This is a genomic window from Sediminibacillus albus, from assembly GCF_900101125.1.
GTDB lineage: Bacteria > Bacillota > Bacilli > Bacillales > Amphibacillaceae > Sediminibacillus > Sediminibacillus albus.
In genome coordinates, this window is sequence record NZ_FNFL01000003.1 from 215,676 (window position 1) to 234,173 (window position 18,498).

At 42.4% G+C, this 18,498-nt stretch carries 17 protein-coding genes, 1 pseudogene and 1 riboswitch; of the genes and pseudogenes, 12 read left to right on the forward strand and 6 right to left on the reverse strand.

Features of this window, described 5'->3' with window-relative positions:
* The first annotated feature begins 83 nt into the window (after positions 1 to 83).
* Together BLR93_RS10115 and BLR93_RS10120 are read left to right on the forward strand one after the other, a co-directional pair.
* The gene (locus BLR93_RS10115; RefSeq protein ID WP_093213926.1) at positions 84 to 410 is read left to right on the forward strand and encodes a winged helix-turn-helix transcriptional regulator; all 327 of its coding nucleotides are present in this window, start codon (positions 84 to 86) and stop codon (positions 408 to 410) included.
* Positions 411 to 517: 107 nt separating this feature from the next.
* On the forward strand, positions 518 to 2,143 hold the full coding sequence (locus tag BLR93_RS10120; RefSeq protein ID WP_093213929.1) for an HsdM family class I SAM-dependent methyltransferase: 1,626 nt from the start codon (positions 518 to 520) through the stop codon (positions 2,141 to 2,143).
* Positions 2,144 to 2,655: 512 nt separating this feature from the next.
* Here the strand turns inward: BLR93_RS10120 and BLR93_RS10125 are convergent.
* Positions 2,656 to 3,192, reverse strand: coding sequence for an acyl-CoA thioesterase (locus tag BLR93_RS10125; protein ID WP_093214671.1), 537 nt, complete (start codon positions 3,190 to 3,192; stop codon positions 2,656 to 2,658).
* 28 nt (positions 3,193 to 3,220) lie between these two features.
* Positions 3,221 to 4,666 carry a cardiolipin synthase gene (cls, locus tag BLR93_RS10130; protein ID WP_093213931.1) on the reverse strand — a complete coding sequence of 482 codons (1,446 nt, stop codon included), beginning with the start codon at positions 4,664 to 4,666 and terminating at the stop codon, positions 3,221 to 3,223.
* Between the two features lie 322 nt (positions 4,667 to 4,988).
* Between cls and rarD the strand changes: the two genes are divergently transcribed.
* The 10 genes from rarD to BLR93_RS10180 all read left to right on the forward strand — a co-directional run bounded on the left by rarD (position 4,989) and on the right by BLR93_RS10180 (position 15,083).
* Positions 4,989 to 5,906 (forward strand): EamA family transporter RarD, encoded by a 918-nt coding sequence (gene rarD / locus BLR93_RS10135; RefSeq protein WP_093213934.1) that lies wholly within the window; start codon positions 4,989 to 4,991, stop codon positions 5,904 to 5,906.
* 200 nt (positions 5,907 to 6,106) lie between these two features.
* Positions 6,107 to 6,613: a DUF3231 family protein gene (locus BLR93_RS10140; protein WP_093213935.1), complete on the forward strand. Its 507-nt coding sequence runs from the start codon at positions 6,107 to 6,109 to the stop codon at positions 6,611 to 6,613.
* 399 nt (positions 6,614 to 7,012) lie between these two features.
* A complete protein-coding gene (locus tag BLR93_RS10145) occupies positions 7,013 to 7,804 on the forward strand; it encodes a CAP domain-containing protein (protein ID WP_093213937.1) in 792 nt (263 codons plus the stop codon).
* Positions 7,805 to 8,517: 713 nt separating this feature from the next.
* A complete protein-coding gene (locus BLR93_RS10150) occupies positions 8,518 to 9,030 on the forward strand; it encodes an RNA polymerase sigma factor (protein ID WP_281241702.1) in 513 nt (170 codons plus the stop codon).
* Positions 9,030 to 9,476 (forward strand): zf-HC2 domain-containing protein, encoded by a 447-nt coding sequence (locus BLR93_RS10155; protein WP_093213941.1) that lies wholly within the window; start codon positions 9,030 to 9,032, stop codon positions 9,474 to 9,476. The genes BLR93_RS10150 and BLR93_RS10155 overlap by 1 nt, the downstream gene beginning before the upstream one ends.
* Positions 9,473 to 10,582 carry a hypothetical protein gene (locus BLR93_RS10160; protein ID WP_093213943.1) on the forward strand — a complete coding sequence of 370 codons (1,110 nt, stop codon included), beginning with the start codon at positions 9,473 to 9,475 and terminating at the stop codon, positions 10,580 to 10,582. Before BLR93_RS10155 ends, BLR93_RS10160 begins: the two co-directional genes overlap by 4 nt.
* Positions 10,579 to 11,427, forward strand: a complete 849-nt coding sequence (locus BLR93_RS10165; RefSeq protein ID WP_093213946.1) for a hypothetical protein — start codon at positions 10,579 to 10,581, stop codon at positions 11,425 to 11,427. Before BLR93_RS10160 ends, BLR93_RS10165 begins: the two co-directional genes overlap by 4 nt.
* Before the next feature lie 137 nt (positions 11,428 to 11,564).
* Positions 11,565 to 11,674, forward strand: a riboswitch (SAM riboswitch).
* 158 nt (positions 11,675 to 11,832) lie between these two features.
* Entirely contained in the window at positions 11,833 to 13,596 is a 1,764-nt protein-coding gene (locus BLR93_RS10170; RefSeq protein WP_093213949.1) for a PLP-dependent aspartate aminotransferase family protein, read from the forward strand.
* Positions 13,597 to 13,903: 307 nt separating this feature from the next.
* Positions 13,904 to 14,440: a hypothetical protein gene (locus tag BLR93_RS10175; protein WP_093213951.1), complete on the forward strand. Its 537-nt coding sequence runs from the start codon at positions 13,904 to 13,906 to the stop codon at positions 14,438 to 14,440.
* Positions 14,441 to 14,456: 16 nt separating this feature from the next.
* On the forward strand, positions 14,457 to 15,083 hold the full coding sequence (locus tag BLR93_RS10180) for a class D sortase (protein WP_175559314.1): 627 nt from the start codon (positions 14,457 to 14,459) through the stop codon (positions 15,081 to 15,083).
* Between the two features lie 56 nt (positions 15,084 to 15,139).
* Here BLR93_RS10180 and BLR93_RS10185 read toward each other — a convergent pair.
* The 4 genes and pseudogenes from BLR93_RS10185 to BLR93_RS10200 all read right to left on the reverse strand — a co-directional run bounded on the left by BLR93_RS10185 (position 15,140) and on the right by BLR93_RS10200 (position 18,490).
* Positions 15,140 to 15,752: pseudogene (locus BLR93_RS10185) on the reverse strand (SAM-dependent methyltransferase).
* 436 nt (positions 15,753 to 16,188) lie between these two features.
* Positions 16,189 to 16,389 (reverse strand): DUF2188 domain-containing protein, encoded by a 201-nt coding sequence (locus tag BLR93_RS10190; protein WP_093213956.1) that lies wholly within the window; start codon positions 16,387 to 16,389, stop codon positions 16,189 to 16,191.
* Positions 16,390 to 16,471: 82 nt separating this feature from the next.
* On the reverse strand, positions 16,472 to 17,170 hold the full coding sequence (gene rpiA / locus BLR93_RS10195; RefSeq protein WP_093213959.1) for a ribose 5-phosphate isomerase A: 699 nt from the start codon (positions 17,168 to 17,170) through the stop codon (positions 16,472 to 16,474).
* Between the two features lie 261 nt (positions 17,171 to 17,431).
* Positions 17,432 to 18,490, reverse strand: a complete 1,059-nt coding sequence (locus tag BLR93_RS10200) for a Gfo/Idh/MocA family protein (RefSeq protein ID WP_093213961.1) — start codon at positions 18,488 to 18,490, stop codon at positions 17,432 to 17,434.
* Positions 18,491 to 18,498 lie beyond the last annotated feature (8 nt).

Consider the following 18,498-nt stretch of genomic DNA (forward strand, 5'->3'; position numbering starts at 1 on the left):
CCGTTTTATCTTAGGCTTTTTATACTACCTTTCCTCATAATGCATAATAGGATATAGTAATAAGTAAGGCAGGAGTGATAATCATGAAAGAATTATGTCCTCGATTCGAAAAGGCTATGCAGTTATTCGGCAAGCGCTGGGTAGGATTAATATTGTTTGAACTGCTTGAAGGCGAAAAACGGTTTTCTGAAATGGAAGCAGAACTTCCCATCAGCGGCAGGCTATTATCGGATCGATTGAAGATGCTTGAACAGGAAAAAATAGTTGCCCGGAATATTTATTCTGAATTCCCTGTAAGAATTGAATATGGTCTTACAGAAAAAGGGAAAGCAATGGAACCTGTTATAAAAGAAATCAAAACCTGGTCTGAACACTGGGTGGCTGCAGAGGAAATAGAGGAAACCTTATAATATAAATGCAATTCAGCCGCTTCCACATGCTTGGGGCGGCTTTCTCATTATGATTCAACAGGCGGTCGAGAGTACCCATTTATGATGGAAAAGGTGAGTGAAAAGGATTGGAAAATATAGAGGAAATGACAGAAAAATATTATCACCAGGTTCCTGCTTCTGCCAGAAAGCAACTCGGGCAGTACTTTACACCGCCAGCCATCGCCAGGCCGATGAAAACCTGGGTTACGGGCAAACAGAACTGTACGAAGCTTTTGGACCCAGCCGTAGGTTTGGGTGAACTGGCAGTAGAGATACCAGAAAACATCTCGGTTACCGGCTATGATATAGATAAAAACATCCTTGCTTTCGCTAAGCAGCGACTAGCAATGCAACCAAACCCTTTTCATTTATTAGAACAGGACTTTCTAACAAGTGAATGGGACGACAAATATGAAGGGATTATTTGCAATCCACCATACATAAAGTTCAAGAACTATCAACAAAAAACATTTTACTTACAGCAGTTTAAAAGCAAGCTTGGCATTACATTGTCGGGGTTCACCAATATGTATGCCTTATTCCTTTTAAAGGCTTTGCATCAACTAAGCGAAAACGGCCGGGCCGCTTTTATCATTCCTTCCGACTTTTTAAACGCTGACTATGGAACACCTATCAAAAAGTACCTTATCCAACAGCAAAGCCTGCATGCCATTGCCGTCACTGATTTTAAAGTAAATTGGTTTCAACTAGCGACGACAACTTCTGCGCTGTTCTTTTTTGATAAGAGCCACAGCGCTTCCCAAATAGAATTCATCCATATTGACACTAACCAGGAACTGCTTGACTTAGACAACCACTTGAAAAACTATTACTCAAATCCACCTATCGGCAAAATAAAGAAAAATGAAGAACTATTACCCGCACAAAAATGGAGAGCATACTACCAGCCTGAAAGGGAGCATACCTATCACCACCTAAAGCCAATTGATCAGTTCGCCCAGGTAACCAGGGGAATAGCGACAGGCGATAACAAATTTTTCTGCATTTCAGAAACGAAGAGAAAACATTGGAAGTTGGACAAAAAATACTTTGTCCCTTGTTTGTCGAAAGGCGGCCAAGTCAATGGCAGTTTTTTTACGGAAGACAATTACCATGCTCTATTGGCAAATGACTTACCTGTTCAATTGCTTGATGTGAACGAAGAGGATTTAACCAATGAAAAACTGGCTGCCTATATTAAATATGGAGAAGAGTCCGGGTCAAGTGACAGATACTTAACTAAGCGGAGACGGCCATGGTTTAAAAATGAATCAAGGCTGCCGGCAGATATCCTTATTTCGACTTTCAGCAGAAATAAAGTAAAATTTATCCGTAACGAAGCTGGAGCAAGGAACTTAACTGCTTTTCATTGTCTCTATATGCGCCCTGAATACGAGGAAAGAGTCGACATATTGATGGCTTACCTTATGACAGATATTTCTCAGCAACTATTTGAAAGCCGTCACAGGGAATATGGTAAAGGATTAAAAAAATTGGAACCGAATGACATTAGATTTGCTTCTGTCATCGACTTGGACGTTGTCTCCACCGAAGAATCCGCTCAAATATCGGCCATTTACCAGAAAGCCCGGGAAAAACAGCTGTCTTCTCCAGCTAACGACTATTCAACCGAAATTAGGCAGCTAAACAATATCTTTCAATCCATATTATCTTATCCAACCATTAATAAGAGCTGTGCCACAGATGTGTAATGGAGCGGTATTTGCGATGTCGCATGCGGGAAAATTATAGATTAGTTTTCCCCACGAATCGCTTGTCGGTGGTTGCTTGCCGCGGGCACGGCCTCAGCTAACTTGGTCGAGAAAATCACTTGACCAAGTGGATCTTCGGCTCGCGCTGTTCCCGCAGGCGTCACCACCGAGCGCTAATCAACAGAGGTCCATCAAAATCGGGAAATCAATGCCGAATGGAAGCATAAAAACGGATATGAGGTCGCCTGTTCTTCGGGTCTTGAAGGCATGCTCATTCAAGGTGCAATGGCGATTTTCACGGCAAACGTAAAACGAATGGTTAAACTTCTGGAGAAATAGAGGGCATAGACGAAAGCGGCCTGTATGGAAATCAAATTCCACACAGACCGCTTTTTTTAAATGCTACCTATCCTAATCCTTCAGTTTTGCAGTGGCCTCACTAATTACACGTCATTTTTTCTTCACTGTTTCCACCTCAAATTATGGCGACAGCTCTTGTAGTGTAGGTTATTTTACTTATCATCCATTCTTGTTTTTTCATTCCAAGGGAAGCGGGTTCCGAAGGTACGAGCCATTTCTTTCGAGTTGGTTCTCCGTTCTTTTCGTAATTCCGCCCGTCTTGGCGCTTCTTTATGAAGAAAAATTTCTTCTTCTGTTTCAGGGTAAACAGCCGGGACAACTGCTGGCCTGTTATCTTCCCCGAGAGCCACCATCGTTACAAAAGCAGTTGTACAGACTTTGCGCTCACCAGTATCGAGATCCTCTGTCACAGCTTTTATAAATACTTCCATCGAAGTGTTTCGAGTCCACGTTACAAAGGCTTCCAAACAAATGGTATCTCCTTCTTTAACCGGTGCCAGGAAGTCCACAGAATCCGTTGAAGCAGTGACAACCGGCTTACGTGCATGTCGTCTTGCTGCGATTGCTGCTACATCATCAATATGTGCCATTAATTTCCCGCCGAACAGCGTGCCGTGGCTGTTGGTATCAGGCGGAAGTACGTGTGAATTTTTCACCGTCAGTGAAGCTACACAAGGTTTTTCCTCCATCATACATTCCTCACTTTTCATGTCAATTTTATAATATAGGCGATAGTAACCGGGCAATGGCCTCTTTGAACCGAATCCATGTCGAACGTTGCAAGTAAAGTTTATAGGACAACTGGCTTGAATGCAAAATGTCCTCTTTGAATTTCTCGGCAAGCTCGCCGGCAACCTGCCGGTCATAGAGAAACGCATTCACTTCAAAATTCAACTTAAAGCTGCGCACGTCGATATTTGCCGTGCCAATCGAGGCAATCTTCTCATCGACAACGATGGTTTTGGCATGCAGAAAGCCGTTCTGATAGACATAAACATCTGCTCCAGCTTTTAACAAGTCGCCAATGTTCGAATATGTGGCCCAGTAAACAAATGGGTGATCAGGCATATTTGGAATCATAATCCGGACATCCACTCCAGAAAGCACAGCTATTTTTAAAGCATCAGCCAAGCTGTCATCCGGAATAAAATAAGGAGTCTGGATATAAATATACTGTTTAGCTGACATGATCATTTTGATGTAACCATTCTTAATTTGTTCCCAATCCGAATCCGGACCGCTGGAAACAATCTGGATACCTACTTCTCCGGCAGGCTCAGCGGCATAGTATCTTTCCTCATACATAATATCGTGCCTTGAGGCCTGGTTCCAGTCAAGGATGAACCGTGTCTGCATATTCCGGACTGCATCGCCTACGATTTTCAAATGAGTATCCCGCCAATATCCGAACTTTTTGTTATACCCTAAGTATTCGTCTCCAATATTAAAACCGCCGATATAGCCTATTTTGCCATCGATAATCGCCAGCTTGCGGTGATTTCGGTGATTTATTTTTAAATTGACCTTCGGAATCAACGGCGGGAAAAACGCCTCCACTTCCGCACCTGCTTTTTGTATGCGGCGGATGAATTTTCGACTTAGCTCACGGGAACCCATGTCATCAAATAAAACACGGACCTGGACACCCTCTTTCGCCTTTCTGATCAAAGCATCTGCCAGCAAGTCACCAAGCCTGTCACTCCGGAGAATGTAATACAGCAAATGGATATGGTCTTCTGCTTCTTCAATATCCTGCAGCAGTGAATGGAACTTTTTTTGGCCGTCGGTAAAAATTTCAACACGGTTATCCTGGGTAAGGATGGCATCATCATTGCGTAAGTGCAAGTAGAATAAATCCTTGTAAGGCAGCAGGCTTTCATCCTTAAACCGGAAGCTCCCCTCCTCTAAAGCGCGCAGTTGAGCCTGGACGGCGGTTTTTACTCCGAGCCTGCTTTTGGTATCCCAAGTGAAAATTTTCTTGTTACTGAGCTTTCGTCCAAAAATCAAATATAATATAAAGCCTGCAATCGGAATGAACAAGAGAACCATCAACCATGCCCAAGTCGAAGACGCATCCCTGCGTTCTAAAAAGACGATTGTCATTGCCAGTAATATATTAAAAATAATAATCGACCCTACTATGTATGGAAAAATTACGGCCATCGGTCTCTCCCCTCCATCCTTACTCACGAAAGTATAACATTAAAGCTGTAAAATATCCTGATGTACAAGCAACTTAAGCACTTTAGCCTGTGGTGAAATGAAATTGCCGATTTAGGGCAGCGGCATTGCTATTATACTCTTCCCACCGTTTTTTTCCAAAGTGTATTGTCTTCCTTAAAAGGATATCTGCGTTTGGTGTGCTGCCAGAAATAAAATGATTGATTTTTTTGCCATTCAACTCTAAACTTACTCTAATTGCTTTGTTTAAATTCCTATTTATCTAAGGGTACCCGTGCAAATATTTTAAAAAGAGGTTATCACAATGGAAAATAAAGAATCACAACTGGGAGTCCTATTTACTGCAGGAGCGTATATATTATGGGGTTTCTTGCCAATATACTGGAAACTTGTACAATCAGTCCCTGCAGGAGAAATCTTGGCTCACCGTATTATTTGGTCTTTTATTTTTATGTTGATTTTACTTGCTGTTTTAAAAAAATGGCGGCCCTTTGTCGCTGAATGCAAGCAAATTGTCCGACAAAAACAAAAGCTAATCGGCATTACCGCAGCATCTCTCGTAATCAGCATTAATTGGCTCGTATTTATTTGGGCGGTCAACAGCGACCACGTAATCCAGGCAAGCCTGGGTTATTATATTAACCCCTTGGTCAGCATTGTATTGGGAATGGTCGTATTGAAAGAAAAGTTAAGTAAATGGCAATTAGTTTCCTTTTTGCTAGCTGCAGCAGGTGTGGTCAATTTAACTGTTAGCTTTGGTGTCTTCCCCTGGATTTCGATTATGCTGGCATTATCCTTCGGCCTTTACGGCCTGTTGAAAAAAACAGTCGATATTAGCGCCATGTTTGGTTTGACGATTGAAACGCTAATTGTGACGCCAGTTGCACTTATTTACCTGGCAAACCGCCAAATTGCGACAGAAGCCATGCCGGAACTATTTACTTCATCCGCACTACTGCTGGTTGGGAGCGGAGTGGCCACTGCTGTTCCATTGTTGCTGTTCGCCAGTGGCGCAAAGCGAATCCCGCTTTCCATGGTCGGCTTTTTACAATACTTTGCTCCAACGTTAATGCTGTTTATTGGTGTCTTTCTTTATGGTGAAACCTTCACCCATGCCCATTTAGTATCCTTTATTATTATTTGGACCGCGCTTGCTATATATACTATTTCCCGGACAAAATGGTTTCATCATCTGCAGGCAAAGAAATTAAGAAGCTATTAATTAAGGGCAAAGATTGTACCAGTTGACCCTTCCCAGACAGCTTGCCCAAAAACTGATTATCTGTACCGTATTTAATCAAGTTCGGTTTGATAGTCAGTTTTTTTGTTTCCCTCATTTTTAGTTTTTCAAGCCTATCCTGAATAGTTTCCAGTATATTGCAGAATATATTCTTGCATGATTCTATAGTAAGGAGTGAACATATGGGTATTTTAAGCGGAAATCCTAAAAACCAGCCAATGCATTACGGAGAAGTATTCGCTATTTGGAGTAGTCTTACCGGCAGTAAAGGATTGATTGCTGGGTATCAAACAATGGCCAACCACACAGGCGACAGAGAGTTGAAGAAGCTAATCGAAGATATGGTCCGTGCGATGAAGCAGGAAAACGAAGACATCGAAGAGCTTCTGAAAAACAACGGAATTGCCTTACCGCCGTCACCACCGGAGCGGGCGAAGGCGGCTTTAGAGCAAATTCCATCGGGAGCCAGATTCAATGATCCGGAGATCAGTGCATCGATTGCCCGCGACATCGGCCAGGGCCTTGTCGCATGCAGCCAGATTATTGGCCAATGCATCCGGGAAGATATTGCTATGATGTATGGACAAATCCATATGAGCAAAGCCCAATTTGGAGCACGTTTGCTAAGGCTTAATAAAGAAAAAGGCTGGCTCGTTCCACCACCGCTCCACAATCAAAATTTCGAATAAGCATACTTCAGGACAGTGCCTCTTATTATTCAGGAGGCACTGTTCTTTTATTTTCTGTTATGTCTCATGGAGTTTACCAGGTAACAATATCGTTACAACAAGCGGCGAACCTGTAATAAAGCATACGGTGTAAAAAGTTTGTCAATGGGATTTTTCAGGTATTTTTAACCAATTTGGCAGTTTTTCGTATGAGTTCTGCTATCGTTATCCATGGACTCGGAGAGAAATGGTCCTTTGATGATTTAGCATTCTTATAGGCAGAAACAGACCTTTTTTTATTCTACATAGAAAAGAACCAGCAGCTACAGGTGTACAAATGGAAAATAGCTCCTCAATTATTACAAAAAGGCCATGCTATGATGAAAAAGTAAAATCAAACAAAGAGGAGAGTGTAAGGAAATGTTCAAAAAAGTAAGCATGGCAACAGCATTGTCGGCGGCACTGCTTTTTGGGGGAGTTTTTTCTTCCTCAGTAGATGCCCAGGAAAATAACGGACAATCAACAACACAGCAAGTCTACTATTCTATTAATAGTAGTGGATTTGATTTCTCCGAAGCGGACGTACAAAGTTTTGTAAATAAATATTTTAGCAACCAGCAATTCAACTGGAAGCAAAAAGAACCAGTCCAACAAGAAGAACAACCTGCTCCGGCAGGGGAAGAAAACAAGCTGGAAACAACAGGCAAACAGCCTGCTGACCAACAACAAACAAAAGAACCGAGTGCTGAACAACCTCCAGCACCACAAGAAAACACTAACTATGCAACTGCTGATGAGTCTAAGCAAGAACAATCTCAGAAACAAGCAGAAGAATTAAGCGAATTTGAACAACAAGTAGTAGAATTGACAAATGATGAAAGATCAAAGCAAGGACTAGCTCCACTGCAAATCGATACAGAGCTAAGTAAAGTAGCTCGGGAGAAGTCTGCAGATATGGCACGGAACGGTTACTTCTCTCATAACAGCCCGACCTACGGTTCTCCCTTCGATATGATGAAGCAGTTCGGTATTTCTTACAATACCGCTGGAGAAAACATTGCTAAGGGACAACGCACCCCTGAAGAAGTAGTCAACGCATGGATGAATAGTGAAGGCCACCGCGAAAACATTCTGAACGGTAACTTCACCCACATCGGCGTAGGCTATGTAAAAGACGGTAATGTATGGACTCAACAGTTCATCGGCAAATAATAGTAACCTCCTAAACACCCTGGATTATATCTAGGCCACTGAAAAAGTCCTATTTAATCTAAATGGGCTGTCAAAGTTTATTGTTGATTCCACGAATCGCTTGTCGGTGGATGCTTGCCGCGGGCACGGCCTCAGCTAACTTGGTCAAGAAGATCACTTGACCAAGTGGATCTTCGGCTCGTGCTGTTCCCGCAGGCGTCACCACCGATCGCCCATCACGGAATCAACAGAGGCAAATTTAAAAAGAGTGATTTTCTTTGATTTATAAAAGAAAATCACTCTTTTTTTCTTGCACAATGAAAGTAATACATAAAAGGGAGGGATTCGATGCTAGACCGTCGATCATCCATGAATATAAGTCAGTACGAAGGGCTCTAAACTAATAAAGGAATAGAGGGAGAGGGCACAAACCTCTGGGCATTAGACGAAAAGCGGTCTGTATGGAAATTAAAACCCCACACAGACCGCTTTTTTAAAATTCTACCTAACATAGAGCTTCCGTTTTTCAGTGGCCTCGATTATCCAGGTTTATTTATCGCTTGAATTTCTTATCATGTTGAATCAGCTGGAACAGTTCCACGGAGGCTTCTTTTTAATAATAATAATTAATTTGATAAATTTTGTAGGGTGATGGCTTTCCTGTTTCGTCTAAATAGTGACATGGTCAGGGAGAGGGGGGAGCATCCATTCAAGATGAACTGTTAGTCAAAAAAATAAAAACAGGCAACCAGCAGGCACTGCGACTGTTAATCGAACGGCACAAACATCAGGTTTTCAAAATCGCGATGAGTGTCTTGCATGATGAAAAAGCAGCAGAGGATGCTGCCCAGGAAACCTTTATCAAAATGGTGGATTCCCTTCCCTCTTATCAATTTCAAGGATTCAAAACGTGGATTAGCAGGATTGCGTTACATAAAGCGATTGATGCCCGGCGGAAAAAACAAAAGGAGCGGGAGGATTTCTCTAACGCTGAACAAGAATACAGAAATAACAATGAAATTAGCACAGAAGAAGTTGTACTCCGAAACGAAAAAAAGGCACTTGTTCAGCGATCGATTGAGGAATTACCTGAAAAGCTGCGCTATGCTGTTCGCTATTATTACTTAGAAGAATTATCCTACACAGAAATAGCCAAACGTTTGAATTTAGCGGAGAAAACAGTCGAAATGCGTTTATACCGGGCAAGAAAATGGATGAAAGCCCACTGGAAGGAGGGTGATTTTTAGTGAGTCATGTGCAAAACGAGTTACTGTTCCTGTATATAGAAGACAATATCGATGGTCGCCGAAATCGGCAGCAAATCGAAAACCATTTAGAAACATGTGAACACTGTTTTGCCAGTTACCTTGATTTACTAGAACATTGGGAAACACCAGCCGGTTTGACAGATTCATTTACGGATATAACTATCGAAAAAGTGAAGCTGTACCAATCCTATTCGCACCTGGCAGAGCAACGACCGTCATCCTACCGATCCAGGCAGGCAAGAACCTTAGTCCATTACCTGTTAGCAGCAGCCTTGACGCTAGTTTTAATGGCCGGTGGGATCTTTCAGGGGGTGCTGGATCTAACGGATCAAAGTAATTTGGATAAACGTCCATCATTGACGGATAACATCATGCAAAAAACAGATAGCTGGCTGACTCAACTATTGAAGGGGGAAAGGCAATGAACAATTCACCAACACTTGCATTCTTTTTAGCACTCATTCCCGGTTTTGGCCATATGTACCTTGGCCATAGGCGCAGAGGGGCACTATACTCGATATTGTTTTTTGGGATAATCAGCTTTGGGGCACTCGGATTCATTGTTTCACAGATTGATGAGATTATTTTAGTAACTATGATGGGAGCGTTGTTAATTTGGGGAATAAATGTCATCGACATGATTATCACACTGTTGATGCGAAGCAGAGTACAGACTGCCAATCGATCCTCTTGGGAAAATAGCTCAGGAAAAACCGGCGCCGTTCCTGTCAAACCCGAAGATCATAATGAACGCTTCAACACCATTTTATTATCGTTCATTCCGGGTGTCGGCCACTTTCACCTCGGATTGAACCAACGCGGTCTGACATTTTTGGCGGGATTCTTCGGAGTTGCTGCGATGATTTTCTTTGTCGCATTTGTCAGCCATCAGGGCGGTTTTTTAATCTTTCTGTTGGCGATGCCAATCATATGGATTTACAGCTTCTTCGATGCCATCCAGCTGCTAAACAAAAAACAAAATGGGGAACCATTAGAAGACCGTACCATTATTGAAGACTTGGACCATTATCGCGAAGCAGGAAAAAAGAGTAAAATGCTGGCCACCATTCTGGCCATCTTCCCTGGTGCCGGCCACATGTACTTAGGATTGCAGAAACGGGGGCTGCAGCTGATGGCAGCTTTCCTGCTTTCTATCTATGTGTTAGATGTCCTGCGTCTGTCCATCTTTTTGTTTTTAATTCCGATTATTTGGTTTTTCAGCTTCTTCGATGCCCTGCAGCACACAAACAAGGCTGAACAAGGGGACGTGCAAGACGTGCCAATCGTCAAATACTTGGCCAATCATCAAAAATGGCTGGGAGTCGCGCTTTTACTGCTAGGTTTATTCTATTTTGGAGATGCCATTTTAGTGCCGGTTTTAGCGGAACAATTCCGTGAAGCCTTTCAAATTGACCTATGGTACTACTACCAGCAATATTTCCAAGTATCGATTGTCTGCCTGTTATTTATCGCCGGTGGAATCCGCTTGATTACAGGCGCCAAGCCGAAAAAAGGAGGAGAAAAACAATGAGGAAATGGCGGGTCGGGTCTATATCGATGGGAGCAGCTTTAATTATGCTCGGTGTAATTGTCATGCTCGCGCAATTCAATGAATGGAACGAAACGGATATCTTGCTGACATGGTTTCCCCTCATCCTGGTTATCCTGGGAGTGGAAATCGTCCTTTACATATCCATGTCAAAGCAGGAACAACCAGTAGTCAAATATGATATTCTGTCAATTATTTTTATTACGTGTCTCGGAGGTATCGCGCTGATCCTGTTTATCAGTGCCTCGACAGGCGTGCTTGAAATGGTTAAAACAACCGTGCAAGCAGAAGAAGTAGAAGGAACATTACCAGCAATTGAACACCCGGTTAATCAGGAAGTTAAAAAAGTCGTCCTTGAATCTGCAGAAGCGGTGACAGTGGAAACCAATAATACCAGCAACATTCATATTTTTGGTACCTACCAGTCCAGCAGCATAAACATGGAAAAAGGAATCAAACCCGGTGATGTCGCTGCTTTTCACCAGGTAGGCGATACCTTGTATGTTGAAATGCTTCAAGCACCAACCAGACCGATGTTTGGATATGATGACAGCGAATTTAGCGCGACCGTATCAATCCCAGGTGATATAGAAACGGAAGTCCGTTCCTGGGTCGCTGCCGCCCACCTCAATTTGGCCAACATGAAGAACAACTGGTCACTAACAGATGTTGATCAAGTGTACTTGACCGATACTGACAATGCCGATGTCAAACTAACCACCGAAGATGTATGGGAGGAAGAAGCGGCCAGTAACCAAACCAATACCTTCGGTGAGGGCACCCACCAACTTCAAATTGACACAGCTAACCAGTTGCATATCCAATAATTCGGTTACCGCAATACATGTGGGGATCGACAATGTTTCCTAATGGAAAAAAATTTCTATAGACAGTTGACGGGAAGCTTTTACTGGTTTATAATTCTAACAATGATTGAAATTTCAAAACAAATTGAATAGTTAGACTCTTATCAAGAGCGGCGGAGGGACTAGGCCCGACGATGCCCGGCAACCTTCAAGTTTCATACTTGAAAAGGTGCCAATTCCTACAGGTCAATGATCTGGAAGATAAGAGGAGGACTCTGATACTACGCCCTCTTCTTATGAAGAGGGCTTTTTATATTCTCCTCTCTTATTACAGCGTGACAGACCACAGGTAACTTTCATTACGACCTTTAGGTGCTGCAATTCCCTAGTCTTGAAGTGAATTAATTTAACTTAGGAGGAATTTTCATGGCTGATCAATTTCATTTGCAAGGTACAGAAACACAATTACTTCACGGGGGGCAGGCGCCAGATCCGGCTACTGGTTCCCGGGCAGTTCCGATTTACCAAACGACTTCTTACGTTTTCAAGGATACCGAACACGCACAAAATTTATTCGCACTAGCAGAACCCGGAAATATTTATTCACGAATCATGAACCCGACTGTCGATGCTTTTGAACAAAGGATCGCTTTATTGGAGGATGGTGTCGCAGCTGTAGCTACCTCATCAGGCATGGCAGCTATCACCCTGTCCATTTTGAACATTGCCGGAAGCGGGGATGAAATCGTTGCAGACAGTAACTTATACGGGGGAACATATAACTTGTTTGCCAAAACATTGCCCCGTTACGGAATTAATGTCACTTTTGTCGATGCCACTGACCCGGAAAACGTCCGGGCAGCAATTAACGAGAACACCAAAGCGGTATTTGGAGAGATTATAACCAATCCGAGCTTAAATGTTCTTGATGTGGAAGCTATTTCAGCAATCGCCCACGAACATAGCATTCCGCTGATCATTGACAACACTTTTGCCACACCATATGTAACAAAGCCAATCGCCTGGGGAGCAGACATCGTCGTCCACTCGGCCACAAAATGGATCGGCGGCCATGGCACCACTATCGGCGGTGTTGTTATCGATGGCGGCCGCTTTAACTGGAACAACCCAAAATTCCCGGAGTTCATTAATCCAGATGAGAGTTACCATGGCATCCGATATGCCGTAGATACCGCTCCTGCTGCCTTCGCTACTAAGCTGCGCGTGCAATTATTGCGGGATATTGGAGCGTGCCTGAGTCCGCAAAATGCTTTTCTGCTTTTGCAAGGATTGGAAACATTGCATCTGCGTATCGAGAAACATGCTCAAAACGCACAGCAAGTTGCCAATTACCTCAACCAGCATCCATTAGTAGCATGGGTTTCTTATCCAGGCTTGGAAAAGCACCCTTCTCACCAGCTGGCACAAAAATATTTAAACGGGAAAGCAGGATCAATCATCACCTTTGGCATCCAAGGCGGCCGTAACGCAGGAAGACAGTTGATTGACAATGTTTCGCTTTGGTCCCATGTCGCCAATGTTGGCGATGCTAAATCATTGATTATTCACCCTGCATCTACTACCCATCAGCAGCTTGATGCAGTTGGCTTAAGAGAAAGCGGAGTTACCGAAGAGTTAGTCCGCTTGTCGATAGGGATTGAAACACCGGAAGATCTTATCCAGGATCTTGACCAGGCAATTGCTGAAGCAACAGGAACACAGCCGACAATTACTGCCACTAACGACAAAGCAGTTAAGTGGGCACTGCATTCTCCATTCGACCGGGAGAACGGACTGAGACAGAAAACAATCGCAGTACTAGGCATAGAAAATAGTCCAACTCAACCAGTTAATCAAACAGCAGCCCGTTTGCAAAACCTTGGCTATAAAATTATCCCTGTCCATTCCGGACAAGAAGAAATACTTGGTGAAAAGCCCGTGGCCGAGGTTGGCGCAATTGAGAAAGAAATTGATATCATTTATACAAAAGACATACTGCAAGCAGAAGCATTGCTGGCAAACGCCAGTAAACCGAAGACAAAGATATTGTGGATCGATTCCCAGGAAGCTAGCCTGGATGTAACCGATCAAGCCAGAGTAGCCGGCATCACCGTCGTTGAAAGTCTATGCCCTTACCAGGAGGCAGTAAGACTGCGGAACGGCGAAGTTAAACAACCTGTGTACGCTTAATTGATAAGCTGTTCAGCAGCAAAACGATTTCATGCTAAGTACTTTTAACCGCGATAAACCGCTTGGGTGACCCAAGCGGTTTTATTTTATTTAAAAAAGACCAATTAAGCGAAAAAACATTTTTTGTAACACTGATTCATTTCAACTGGGTTACAAGATTACAAGATGTAGGTATATATTACAAAAATGTTAGAAAATAAGTTTAATTGTCATCTGTAATCGGTAACAGTAATAATATAGAAATTTTTAAGGAGGTTTTAACATTATTAAAAGGTTATCTGCAGTACTTGTCGCTTGTTTCGTATTTTTGGGGCTGCAACATCCTGTCTCAGCTGAGGACCATGGAAAACCGCCAGTTGAAGATTTAGAGAAACAGTTTAATGACTTGATGAACTTAGAAACCACTGAAAATGGCGAAGTAGTTCAATACGATTCGAAGGCACGACTGGAGCAAGAGTTTAAAGGGATTATGGTTTGGCCGTTAGCTGATCATTTTGTAGACACATATTTTAAAGAAGAAAATGACAAGTTATATATGAGAGAAATCGATGGTCCATATAAATTGAACACCAACCAGGACTATACGTTAGAAAAAATAAGTGATACGAAGTATAAGCTTACTCAAGAAGGTGCGAACCAATTAAGAGGGGAATATACCCTGACAATCAATTATAGCTTTGAAGCAGGTAAATGGGTGTTTGCTGACCGCATGGATAATATCGCTAATCAGGGAGGAGAAATGCCAGAAACTGCTACTTCTCTGCCAACGGTGATGGTGTCCGGCGGTGTAATTAGTGCCCTTGGTATATTCTTACTTTTAGCTAGAAGACGATACGTTGTGTAACTGATGGGGTATGACTATGGCTCTATTGAAAACATTTGGAATATTACTTTTAGGTACAGGGATTATTATTATAGTTTGGAGCGGGTATGCTTGGTGGGAACAGGGAAAAGCTGTTACTCACCAGCCTGACCGCATTCAAGGGGCACATCCCGATTGGAAGATAACAAAGCAGCAAAAGACCATGAAAACAATCAAGGATGATAATACACCGAATAATTACCAACCTGGAGAAAGTGTCGGAGAGTTGGAAATCCCGAGAATTGGTAACCACTATGAAATATTTTGGGGAACAGGTGCTGAAGTCCTCAAGAAAGGCGTAGGACTCCATGATAGTCAATGGACAGTAGCTCCCGATCGGTCTGGCCATGTAGTCTTATCAGGGCACAGGGATACCGTTTTCAGAAAACTAGACCAAGTCAAAAGTGGAGACCACCTTTATGTAACATTTGAAGGAACTACCTATGATTATCAAGTAAAGAAAATATGGATTACGGATAAAGACGACCGCTCAGTTATTGTGAGTAAAGAAGATCCTACATTAACCTTGACCACCTGTTATCCCTTCAACTTTGTCGGTTCTGCCCCGAAACGTTATATCATCCAAGCAGGATTGGTTTCTAAAGGTATGTCAACAACATCCTAATTCAATGGAAATCAGCTTACGAAATTCGTAAGCTGATTTTTTTAACCAAACTTGGCTCATTTAACTTTTATTGCTTTTGTCGCGATAAACGTTTTTATATATTGATCTAATGCGCGTGTTCCACCAAAGTCATCTTCATAAAACCCCGCAAGCATGAATCCAGCCTCCATTTGCCCTTGAATTTGGTCTTCTAAGGTATAGGCATATTCAATTGTTTGATTGGAATGGATATAATTATGAATTTCACCCTGTGGAAGATAGTCTAAAGTAGAAGACGGAATTGAATGTTTTACATCCAGAACACCCTCTCTTTCCTGGTTATCGTCAAAAATAAACAGTAAAGGATTTGTGAAACCGGAAATGAGTGTTCCGTTATTTTTTAAAACCCTCGATGCTTCCTTCCATACTGGATGAACATCTTTGACAAATAAATTAGAAACTGGGTTAATGATCACTAAGGTCTGACACAGAAGCAAGGCAAAGTATTTTCAATCCAGTTATTGATTTCGGAAAGCAATGACGCGGAACCGGCTTTTCAGTTATTACCGTGATTTCCCAATCACCCGATTTGCTTTTTTCTATCGTTTCGCTGCTAACTGTTTTGGTATATCGCGAACCTTCTTCCACTTTCTTGTCCCACGCATTCCTATTTTGTTTAGTTGTATCCATGTTGACTCCTCCCGGCCCATAAGGTAGCTTGGTTTAATGCTTATGTAATTTTTATCCCTATCCGTTGAAAGGGAAATTCCTTATAAAATAATGAAAACCAAAGTAACCAATTAGAAATAAGATTGCTAGCGTCAACAAAACATAGGCTATTTTCTTCTCCACCTTGCCATCGCTCCCTTTCACTTCCCAAGCTAAAACAAAAACTTTTTTCCAATCCCAATGAAGATAGTTGGAGGCTCAAAAAAAACTGGCTTCATTCTCTATCAGCCATTCTTCGGATTTTCTCCCCGCTTCATTATTTAAATTAAGAATTTTTTTTCTATCCACATTTTAATATATTTTTATTAGCGCTATTCCTGGCCGCGAGGTTTTTGCTAGCAACCATAAGAAAAGCCAACTCGAATCACGAGTTGGCCAGCTGGTGGTGGAAGAAATTTTATTGATATTTTTTCTCATCGATGACTTCGTGGTTTTCATCTAAAATCATTAGACGGCTCGGTGTGTCATTCTCAGCCAATTTAGTTGCTTCAGCGATGGCGTCATCCTTTTTGCTGTATAAGTCGGTGGGGGCCACATCTTCAATCTTGACGTACCATCCCTCGGCATTTTTATTTGGAGTTACGCTGTATTCTTTCATCACTATCGCTCCTTTTCTAAAATTAGCTTTGGTTATAAAAAACTTTTCCCGCCAAGTCATCGTGCCAAACCTTTCGCCGTTTTTAAAGACTAATCACTTCGACAGGGTAATGGATAAACAGTCCAGTCTCAATCACGCCGGGAATCGCGCTCAATTCTTTCTCAAGCGACTCCTGGATTGTCTGGAAGCGAACATCAAGGATAAAGTTACCTGCCTCCGTAATAACGGGGCCATCCTTTCCAGCTGCTGACCTCAGCTTAATATTGGCGGCCCCTAATTCATACAGCCTTATTTCCACTAAGTTAACCGCCCGCGGGTCTACTTCAACGGGGACCGGGAACTTTTCACCTAAGCGTGAAACGAATTTTGATTCATCAACCAATATATAACTTTTGTCAGCGCTAGCCATGACCAGCTTTTCAGCAAACATCGCTCCACCTCTACCTTTAATAAGATTATAATCCGGATCGACTTCATCTGCACCGTCAAATGCCCAATCCGGACGCTTGTTCATTAGTGAGGTAACAGGGATTCCCAAGGCAGCACAAGTTTGTGACACCTCTTTAGAGGTAGGAATTGCTGTAATCTCTATTCCCTGTTGCTTTATTTTTTCACTAATGGCCTGAACAGCCAGGAAAGAGGTCGATCCCGAGCCGACACCAATTACATCGCCATTCCCGACCTGTTCTGCCAATTTTTCAGTGACCCGCTGTTTTTTCTCCAGATTGGATATTAGTCCTGTCCATTGTACATTGGCAGCAATTGAATTATGCCAATCCATGAAACCACTCCTTTATTTATGCAGCCTGCTCGTTATTGACTATTCCCTGGTTTCTGTTCAGCCATGCAAAGCACTACTTTTTCACAACACTTGATAAAAAATAAGACGGCGGATTACCGCCGTCTATCAAAAGACTTATTTTAGTTTAGCCGAGCAGCAGCTAGGTTATAGTAGAGTGACTTTCCAGCGATGTCGAGCGACTTCTACACGAAGGTGAGCGATAATACCGGAAAGTGGAGCAACTTAGCTAGCACAAAGCGCTTACTTTACTTTGCTTAAATTCGTATTGATATTGACTACTGTTTCTTTCTCAGCTGATTCGAGAATTGCCAGAATGACTTTCAAAGAAACTAACGCATCCTCACCAGTGACTGGAGGCTCTTGATTATTAATAATGCTGCTGATAAAGGCATCGATCACTCTGCTATTTGTTTGGTTGTCGTTCGTTTGGATGGCTTCTAACTGATACTTCACCGTTTCTCCATCCTTATTCAGTACAATTAGCTGATGTTCGTTATCATGATATATTTTGATGATTCCTTTACTTAAATAAATGATTGTACTGTTATCCTCTTCCCCATAGTAGGTCCATGAGAAGGAAGCTGTGCCAAGCCGCCCCTTCGCTGTTTTAACTGTGCAGACTAAATTGTCACAAACTTGGATAGGTTCTCCTGTCGCGCTCTTCTTATCCAGTGCCCCCTGGAAAGCACTTACTTGATGAATTTCATCACTTAACAAATAATGCAGTAGATCGATTTTGTGTATTCCTAAATCACCTGCTACTCCCAAGCCGGAGCGCTCTTTACTAAAAAACCAGGTAGATTTGGTTTTATTGATTCCCCATAGCTCTGGACCCGCATGGCCGAAACTAGTTTTAAAAGTAAGGACTTCTCCCAGCTCTTTGCTTTCTATCAGTTGTTTTGCTTTTTGATGGGCCTTGGTGAATCGCTGGTTATGGTCCACCATTAGCTTTTTTTTCGACGTTTGCTGGGCTTGTAAAATTTGTTCTGCACCCGCTAAGGATAAAGATATCGGCTTTTCACAAAGCACGTGTTTTCCACCCAGCAAAGCTTTGACAGAATTTATATGATGATATTCATTCGAAGAACAATCACTGATGACATCTATTGTCGGATCGTTAATCAAATCCTCCATCGACGCTGCAACCGAACCTCCAAACTCCTCAGCCAAAATCTGTGCCCTGTCCATATTCCTATCGTAAAAAACAATCCCTGACACAAATGGGTTTGCCTGATACTCAGGAGCATGGCGGTATCTAGTTATTGATCCACACCCAATAATGCCTGCTTTGATTTTCAAACAATCAG